Raw genomic sequence first — 8,213 nt, forward strand, 5'->3', positions numbered from 1 at the left:
CTGCTCACCCATGTCGAGGACATCGAGGAGCGCAAGCGCCATGAGCTGGCGCTCGCCCACCGCGCCAGCCACGACTCGCTGACCGGTCTGCCCAACAGCGCCGAGCTGCGCGCCCGGCTCGGCAGCAGGCTGTGCGCCCATCCGCCGCCGGGAGGCCGGGCGGAGTTCCTCGACGGGCTGGGCGGGCTGGACGGGCCGCCGGGAGCGGACGGCGGCGACGGTCCGGCCGCCCCGGCCGTCCCGGCCGCGAGCGGCTTCCCGCCCGGCTTCGACGAGTTCGAGGGCTTCGGCACCCTGCCCCCGCTCGCCGCGGGCGGCGTCCAGTTCGACCACCATGTGCACACCTTCGCGCCCAACGAGGACGACGCCGTCGACGACGGCCACAAGGGGCTCGCGGTCCTCTTCTGCGACCTCGACGGCTTCAAGTCGATCAACGACCGGTTCGGCCACCACGCGGGCGACGCGGTCCTCATCGAGGTCGCCCGCCGCCTCACCAGCGGGGTGCGGGACGGCGACACCGTCGCCCGGCTCGGCGGTGACGAGTTCGTCGTCCTCGCTGACGGCCTCGGCCGGGCGGACGCCCAGGACCTGGCCGTACGGCTGCGCAACGCGATCCTGCCGCCCATCCGGGTCGATGGCCGGGCGGTCAGGGTAGGGGCCAGTTTCGGGATCGGCTGGGCGGGCTGCGGCATGTCGGCCGAGGAGGTCCTGCACTCCGCCGACCAGCGTATGTACGTCGAGAAGCGATCCCGCTCGAAGGAGCGCAGACGGGCCGGATAAGGGCCGGGCGGGCCGTGGCCGAGACGGGCGGCAGCCCACCCTGCCCCGATCGAGGTACGCTGCGTCGATGCGGCCCTGCCGCCGACAGTGAACCGATCATGAATATTGGCCATCCGGACAGCCCACGCCCTGTTGAGGCCCTGTCGGCCCTGATATGAGCTGTCGTGGCGCGTACGCACACCTGAGCGCCGATGGCCATATGCATAGGGGAGTGACCAGGGATGACGGCCGGCAACAACGGCTCGGACACACCGGAGAACGACGACCCGTTCGCCTATCTGTACCGCTCGGAGGGCGATCAGGGCGGGCAGGGCGGCCAGTCGGGTCAGCCGGGTTCCGCACGCACCGGTGGGTACGGCTACCCCGGTCCGGCCGCACCGCAGCAGCCGGGGGTGCCCCGGACCTCGTACAACCACGTCCGTGCGGTCGGTGAGCGCAACTACGGCCAGCAGATCCCGAACCAGCAGCAGGGCTACGGCCAGCAGGGTCAGCAGGGCTACGGGCAGCAGAACGCCCACTACGCCGCCCCCGAGACGCTGCCCGGCGGCGGTGGCCCCCGCCAGCCCGCCCCCGCCCCGCGCGGTGGCGGCCGCGGCCCCAACAACCGGGGGCTGCTGATCGGCGCCGTCGCCGTGGTCGCGGTGGTCGTCATCGGCATCGGCGTGGCGATGCTCACCAACGGTGACGACGAGAAGGACCAGGGCGACCAGGCGGGCGGCAAGCCCACGGCGGCGTCCAGCGTGGAGCCCAGCGAGAAGCCGGAGCCCTCCAAGAAGCCCGCCACCAAGCTGCCCAAGGAGGACGCGGCCAAGATGCAGCTCGGCGGCGGCGCGGCCCCGGCGAGCGACATCAAGGGCGCCAAGGGCGACGGCGGCACCTACGTCGGCGGCTTCAACAGCCCGGGCTCCTCGGCCACCTGGGACGTGGACGTCGACCGGGCCAAGGCGTACAAGCTGTACGTGCGCTACGGCGTGCCCGGCGAGGACCAGAGCCTGTCGCTGACGGTCAACGGCAAGAAGTCGACCCGGCCGATCAGCATGAAGAACTTCTCGAACGCGCCCAAGGGCGACTTCGAGAAGGGCTGGACGTACTCGTGGTCCATCGTCCAGCTCAGCCAGGGCAGCAACACGATCACCCTGTCCTGCGGCGACGGTGACAAGTGTGACGTCAATCTCGACCAGATGTGGCTGAAGCGGGGCTGAGAGCGCGACGGTGGCGGCGCGTCGCGCCGCCACCCTCTCTTCCTTGATTCCGGCGTCCCCGACTCAGGCCGCCGCCGGGTGCTCGGTGACCTCGATCCGGTCCAGCAGCTCCGTGTAGACCGCCCGGTCGAACTCGCCCGCCGCCGGTGCCCGTACGGCCGCCGCCGACAGGGCCACCGCGCGCGCGATCCGCTCGGGCCAGGGCACCTCGTCCACCAGACCGGACAGCAGCCCCGCCACCGCCGCGTCCCCGGCGCCCGTCGGATTGCCCGGCAGGCGCTCCGGCGGGGCCGCGCGCCAGGCGCCCTGGGCGGTGATGGCGAGCAGCCCGTCCGCGCCGAGCGAGGCGGCCACCGCGCGCGCCCCGCGCCGCCGGGCGTCGCGCGCGGCGCGCAGCGGCTCGGTGGAGCCGGTGAGCCCGGCCAGCTCCTCGGCGTTGGGCTTGACGATGTCGGGGCGGGCGGCGACACCTCGGCGCAGCGGTTCGCCGCTGGTGTCCAGCAGGGTGGGGACGCCCGCCGCCCGGGCCTCGCGGATGAGCTGGGCGTACGTACCGACCGGGACGCCGGGCGGCAGGCTGCCGCACAGCGCGACCGCCGAGGCCTCGCGCAGCAGCGTGGCGTAGGCGTCCATGAAGGCGGCCCACTCGGCGGCGGTGACGGCCGGGCCCGGTTCGTTGAGCTGGGTGGAGTCGCCCGACGCGGTGTCGACGACGCCGAGGGTGCGCCGGGTGGTCCCGGCGATCGGCACCAGCGCGTCGGTGATCAGGCCGCCGCCCGAGGCTGTGTCCTGATCCCCGGCCAGCAGTTCACGGACCACCGTGCCGGTCACCCCTCCGGCGAAGCCGGTGACGGCGGTGCGGTGGCCGAGTGCGGCGAGGACGCGCGCGACGTTGATGCCCTTGCCGCCGGGCCGTTCGGTGACCTCGGTCACGCGGTGGCTGGCGTGCGGGCGTAGTCGGGGCACCCGGTAGGTGATGTCGAGGGCGGTGTTGAGCGTGACCGTCAGGATCACCCGGCATCTCCTCTCCCGTCCCCCCGCCGGACGGAGATTCCTGTGCTGAAAGCGTGTGGCTGGGGGCCGAGCGGCGCCCGCGCGTGAGCGATCATGCCAAAGGCTCGGCGCCCGGCCCACCCCTTTGGGATGACCGGGACGCCCAATCATGGTGCGAAATCGGCCAATTGGGATCAGCGGGGCCGGTGAGGGAGAAGGGGTGGTGAGGAGAGGGACAGCGAGAGGGGAGGGGAGGTGAGAGGAGGAGGGCAGGGAGACGAGAGGGGCGGTGGCTCTAGTGCGGGTCGACCACCCAGTCGCCGCGCCGCATCACGCCCCGCAGCCGGAAGTCCGCGTCGAGGACGACGAGATCCGCGTCCTTGCCCGCTTCCAGCGACCCCACCCGGTCGTCCAGACCCAGCACCTTCGCGGGGGTCGCGGAGAGGGCCCGGACCGCCTGGTCCACGCCGAGCCCGTCGACCGTGACGGCCCGCCGGAAGGCGTGGTCGAGGGTGAGGGTGGAGCCCGCGATGGAACCGGCCGTGGGTCCGTCGCTGATCCGCGCCACGCCGTCCTTGACCTCGACGCCCATCGGGCCGAGCGCGTAGCTCCCGTCGCTCATGCCCGCCGCGCTCATCGCGTCGGTGATGAAGGCGACCCGGTCCGCGCCCGCGCGCCGGAAGGCCAGCTGCAGCACGGCGGGGTGCAGATGCGTCCCGTCGTTGATCAGCTCGACGGTGACCCGCTCGTCCTCCAGCAGCGCGGCCACCGGGCCGGGCTCGCGGTGCAGCAGCGACGGCATCGCGTTGAACAGGTGGGTCGCCACGGTCGCGCCCGCCTCCACGGCCTCCCGGGTCGCCTCGTACGTCGAGTCGGTGTGGCCGACGGCCGCCAGGATGCCGCTGTCGGCCAGCAGGCGGACGGACTCCAGCCCGCCCGGCAGCTCGGGCGCGAGCGTCATCATGCGCGCGGTGCCGCGCGCCGCGTCGATGAGCTTCCGTACGTCCGCCGGGTCGGGGTCGCGCAGCAGCGACGGCTGGTGGGCGCCGCAGCGGTGCGGGGAGATGAACGGTCCCTCGAAGTGGACGCCCGCCAGGTCGCCCTGCTCGGTCAGTTCGGAGAGGACGGCGGCCTGCCGGGCGAGGTCGTCGAGGTCGCCGGTGACGGTGGAGCCGAGCATCGTGGTGGTGCCGTGCGCGCGGTGCGTGCGGATGACGGTCACCGCCTCTTCGGTGGTGCCCGTGGTGAACGAGGCTCCGCCGCCGCCGTGGAGGTGGAGGTCGATGAAGCCGGGGACGATCCAGCAGCCGGACAGATCCCGTACGGCGTCGCTGGGGGATGTGTCCGTACCGGCGATGCGGGTGCCCTCGATCGTCAGCCGTCCGTCCGTGACGACCCCGGACGGCAGCACCACCCGGGCGCCTGTGAGAACCGTTCGCTGGGCCATCAGTCGGATACCTCCGTGGTAGGGGATTGCCCGGCCTGCTCGGACTGCTCGGACTGCTCGGCCTGCTCGGCCTGCTCGGACTGCTCCGCGACGAGGTCCCAGGCGAGCAGGCCCGCTCCCAGGCATCCGGCGGTGTCCCCGAGCGCGGCCGGGACGATACGGGGGAGGTTCTGGAACGTGACCCGCTCCTCGACCCCCGCGCGCAGCGGGGTGAACAGCGTGTCCCCGGCCTCGGCGAGCCCGCCGCCGACGATCATCAGCTCGGGGTTGAGCAGGGTGAGCGCGGTCACCAGGCCGTCGGCGAGCGCGCCGGTCGACTCCCGCCACACCGCCTCGGCCCGCGGGTCGCCGGACTCGACGGCCTTGGCGCAGTCGGCCGCGTCCGCGCCCGGCCCGCCACCGGCCGCCGCCCAGGCGCGGCCGACCGCGGCGGCCGAGGCCAGCGTCTCCAGGCAGCCGATCTGGCCGCAGCTGCACCGGGGGCCGCCGGGGCGTACGACGATGTGGCCGATCTCGCCGGCGGAGCCGGTGGCCCCCGGTTCGAGACGGCCCTCGATGCCGATGGCGCCCGCGATCCCGGTGCCCACCGAGACGAACAGGAACCGGTCGGCGCCCCGGCCCGCCCCCATCCGCCCCTCGGCCAGCCCGCCCGTCCGGACGTCGTGCCCGAGCGCGACGGGGATGCCGCCCAGCCGCTGGGACAGCGGCGCGCGCAGCGGTACGTCGTGCCAGCCGAGGTTGGCGGCGTAGACGACGACGCCGCGCTCCTGGTCCAGTACGCCGGGCACGCCGACTCCGGCGGCCGCGGCCGGTTCGCCGAACCGCCGCTCGCCGAGGGCGCGCAGGTCGGCGGCGAAGTCGAGGATCGCGGCGGTCACGGCCTCGGGTCCGTGCTCCCGCCCGGTGGGCCGCCTGGCCTCGTGCAGGAGCGTGTGGTCCGCCCCGACCAGGGCGGCCTTCATGCCGGTGCCGCCCACATCGAGGGCGATGACGTGTCTCACAGGGGACAGTCTCCCGCGTTCGGCCGTGAGAGGTCTAGTCCACTCGCCCGGCGGTTCTTCTTCGCAGGTAAGCGAGTTGTGATGACGTGACACACGCCACGTGGGGGTGTGCGATACGTCTGACCTGGCAAGGAGAGGTCCGATACCGAAGCGATACGCCCATGGTGTAGACCTTGTGGAGGTTTGCAAGGCAGACTCGCTCGACCTTCGCGAGAAGCATCGCGGAGGATGAATCAAGCCATAGGGTGGGAAAACGCAGTGCAGCGGCGACGGTTCTTGAGTCTGACGACGGCTGGGGCCGCGACGGCGGTGGCGATGCCCACGCTGTCCGCGTGCGGCAACGACAGCTCCGCATCGGACGGGAACGCCCTGAAGGTGATCGCGGCGGATTACGGCGACAGCGGCGAGAACACCTCCCAGAAGTACTGGGACAAGCTGGCCCGGGCCTTCGAGGCCAAGCACGGGGGTATGAAGGTCGACGTCAAGGTCTACAGCTGGACCGAAGTCGACAAGAAGGTCGCCAAGATGGTCAAGGACGGCGAGAGCCCGGACATCGCGCAGATCGGCGCGTACGCCGACTACGCCGCCGCGGGCAAGCTCTACCGCGCCGACCAGATGCTCTCCATCCCCACCCAGGCCTCGTTCATCACCTCGATCGCCCAGGCGGGCGAGGTCAGCCGGGTGCTGTACGGGCTGCCCTTCGTCTCCAGCGCGCGGCTGCTCTTCTACAACAAGAAGCTGTTCGACGAGGCGGGCATATCCTCTGCCCCCGAGAGCTGGGCGGAGCTGAAGGACGCCGCGCGGAAGCTCAAGTCGGCCGGGGTGAAGATCCCCTACGGGCTTCCGCTCGGCCCCGAGGAGTCGCAGGCCGAGACCCTGATGTGGATGCTCAGCGGCGGAGGCGGCTACACCGACACCAATGGCAGCTACACGATCGACTCGACCGCCAACATCGAGACGTTCCAGTGGCTGCGGGACGAGCTGGTCGGCGAGGGCCTCACCGGCTCGCGCTCCCCGGCCCGTACCAACCGGCAGGACGTCTTCAACGCCTTCACCCGTGGCGAGGTCGGCATGCTCAACGGCCACCCGACGCTGATGCAGCAGGCCGCCGGGCACGACATCGACTACGCCACCGCCCCGCTGCCCGGCCGCAACGGCAAGTCGTCCTCGACGATGGGCGTCGCCGACTGGCTCATGGCCTTCAAGGCGAACGGCAAGCGGAAGCAGATCGGCGAGTTCCTCGACTTCGTCTACGAGGACAAGAACGTGCTCGACTTCGCCGACCAGTACGACCTGCTGCCGGTCACCACGTCCGTCTCCGCGACGATGCGCCGCGAGGAGGACCACAAGAAGCTGTGGCGCTTCCTCGACCAGATGGACAGAGCCCAGTTCTACCCGGCGGACAAGACCTCGTGGGCGTCCATCAGCCAGATGGTCAAGGAGAAGATCGGCTCGACGGTGGCCGACGGCGGCGACCCGGCGAGCGTCCTCGGCGAGATCCAGCGGGCCGCGGACGCCATGGAGACGGCCAAGCCGTGACCGCAGAACCACTCTCCGAGGAGGACTTGGCCGTGCTGGCCGTGGAGCGCGAGGGCTGGCCGGGCCCGGGCGCCAAGGAGCGGGCCATACGGGAACGGCTCGGGATCACCCCGACCCGCTACTACCAGCTGCTCAACGCTCTGCTGGACGACCCGCGCGCGCTGGAGCACGACCCGGTGACGGTGAACCGGCTGCGCCGCGTGCGGGCGGAGCGGCGCGAACGCCGCTGAGTTCGCGGGGCCCTGGCCCTGGGTGGCCGACGCCGTTCGCCGTTACGGGTGGCTGTCGGCGGGGCCGGGTAGGGTCGCCGCATGGGCAGCCACCCCCTCCCCGTACCCGCCACCGCCGCCGGACGTCAGGGCCTCGCCGCCCTCCTGGAACGGCCCGACCGGGCCGTCCTCGGGGTCGACTTCGACGGCACCCTCGCCGACATCGTCCCCGACCCCGACCAGGCCCGCGCCCACCCCGGCGCCGTCCCGGCCCTCGCCGCGCTGGGCCCCCGGCTGCGCTCCCTCGCGGTGATCACCGGCCGCCCGGCCGAAGTCGCCGTCCGCTACGGGGGTTTCGGGGGCAGCGGCGCCCCGGCCAACCTCGTCGTGCTCGGCCTGTACGGCGCCGAGCGCTGGGACGCGTCCAGCCGCGCCGTCCAGACCCCCGAACCCCACCCCGGCATCGGCGCCGTGCGGTCCGAACTGCCGGGCGTCCTGGAGGCGAACGGTGCCTGGCAGGGCACCTGGACCGAGGACAAGGGGCGTGCCGTCGCCGTCCACACCCGCCGCACCGAGGATCCGCAGGCCGCCTTCGACCAGCTCCGCGCCCCGCTGCAGGCGCTGGCCGAGCGCCACGGCCTGATCGTCGAACCGGGGCGGCTGGTCCTGGAACTGCGCCCGCCGGGCATGGACAAGGGCGTCGCGCTGCTGGAGTACGTACGCGAGACCGCCGCGGGCGCGGTGCTGTACGCGGGCGACGACCTCGGCGACCTGGCCGCGTTCGCGGCCGTGGAGCGGTTGCGGGGGGAGGGGGTGCCGGGGTTGCTGGTGTGCAGCGGCAGCACGGAGGTGATGGCGCTGGCGGAGCGGGCGGACCTGGTGGTCGACGGCCCGGCGGGGGTGGTGGCCCTGCTGACGTCACTGGCCGCGGCCCTGCGCTGAGCGCTGCGCTGGGTTTTCCCCACCCGGACCCCCGCCACCGGTGGCCGGTCCGCCGCCGTGGGGGGGGGCGGCGGGCGCGGGGGGCGGCCCCGCCGGGCGG

The 8,213-nt window shown here is 73.1% G+C and carries 8 protein-coding genes; 5 read left to right on the forward strand and 3 right to left on the reverse strand.

What is annotated here, in order from left to right; translation table 11 throughout:
• Nucleotides 1-780: GGDEF domain-containing protein (locus ACFV9T_RS42185; protein ID WP_385449067.1), on the forward strand; the 780-nt coding region annotated here is incomplete at its 5' end.
• Nucleotides 781-1,001: 221 nt separating this feature from the next.
• Nucleotides 1,002-1,982 (forward strand): CBM35 domain-containing protein, encoded by a 981-nt coding sequence (locus ACFV9T_RS42190; RefSeq protein WP_385449070.1) that lies wholly within the window; start codon nucleotides 1,002-1,004, stop codon nucleotides 1,980-1,982.
• 63 nt (nucleotides 1,983-2,045) lie between these two features.
• Here the strand turns inward: ACFV9T_RS42190 and ACFV9T_RS42195 are convergent, their stop codons facing one another.
• From ACFV9T_RS42195 to ACFV9T_RS42205, 3 genes are all read right to left on the reverse strand, one after another.
• Nucleotides 2,046-2,996, reverse strand: a complete 951-nt coding sequence (locus tag ACFV9T_RS42195; RefSeq protein WP_385449072.1) for a 1-phosphofructokinase family hexose kinase — start codon at nucleotides 2,994-2,996, stop codon at nucleotides 2,046-2,048.
• A 274-nt stretch (nucleotides 2,997-3,270) separates the two neighbouring features.
• Complete coding sequence (gene nagA / locus ACFV9T_RS42200; protein ID WP_385449074.1) at nucleotides 3,271-4,422, reverse strand: N-acetylglucosamine-6-phosphate deacetylase; 1,152 nt, start codon at nucleotides 4,420-4,422, stop codon at nucleotides 3,271-3,273.
• Nucleotides 4,422-5,423, reverse strand: coding sequence for an ROK family protein (locus ACFV9T_RS42205; RefSeq protein WP_385449077.1), 1,002 nt, complete (start codon nucleotides 5,421-5,423; stop codon nucleotides 4,422-4,424). Before ACFV9T_RS42205 ends, nagA begins: the two co-directional genes overlap by 1 nt.
• A gap of 258 nt (nucleotides 5,424-5,681) precedes the next feature.
• Here ACFV9T_RS42205 and ACFV9T_RS42210 point away from each other — a divergent pair, with 258 nt between their 5' ends.
• The 3 genes from ACFV9T_RS42210 to otsB all read left to right on the forward strand — a co-directional run bounded on the left by ACFV9T_RS42210 (nucleotide 5,682) and on the right by otsB (nucleotide 8,113).
• Nucleotides 5,682-6,962, forward strand: a complete 1,281-nt coding sequence (locus ACFV9T_RS42210; protein WP_385449079.1) for an extracellular solute-binding protein — start codon at nucleotides 5,682-5,684, stop codon at nucleotides 6,960-6,962.
• Complete coding sequence (locus ACFV9T_RS42215) at nucleotides 6,959-7,192, forward strand: DUF3263 domain-containing protein (protein WP_385449082.1); 234 nt, start codon at nucleotides 6,959-6,961, stop codon at nucleotides 7,190-7,192. The genes ACFV9T_RS42210 and ACFV9T_RS42215 overlap by 4 nt, the downstream gene beginning before the upstream one ends.
• Before the next feature lie 81 nt (nucleotides 7,193-7,273).
• Nucleotides 7,274-8,113 (forward strand): trehalose-phosphatase, encoded by an 840-nt coding sequence (gene otsB / locus ACFV9T_RS42220; RefSeq protein ID WP_385449084.1) that lies wholly within the window; start codon nucleotides 7,274-7,276, stop codon nucleotides 8,111-8,113.
• Nucleotides 8,114-8,213: the final 100 nt, after the last annotated feature.

Source organism: Streptomyces sp. NPDC059850 (genome assembly GCF_042731515.1).
Classification (GTDB): domain Bacteria; phylum Actinomycetota; class Actinomycetes; order Streptomycetales; family Streptomycetaceae; genus Streptomyces.

Excerpts from the sequence above, each read along its gene's own strand:
- ACFV9T_RS42190 (WP_385449070.1), top strand. The coding sequence starts at position 1,002 with ATGACGGCCGGCAACAACGGCTCGGACACACCGGAGAACGACGACCCG.
- nagA (WP_385449074.1), bottom strand. The coding sequence starts at position 4,422 with ATGGCCCAGCGAACGGTTCTCACAGGCGCCCGGGTGGTGCTGCCGTCC.
- otsB (WP_385449084.1), top strand. The coding sequence starts at position 7,274 with ATGGGCAGCCACCCCCTCCCCGTACCCGCCACCGCCGCCGGACGTCAG.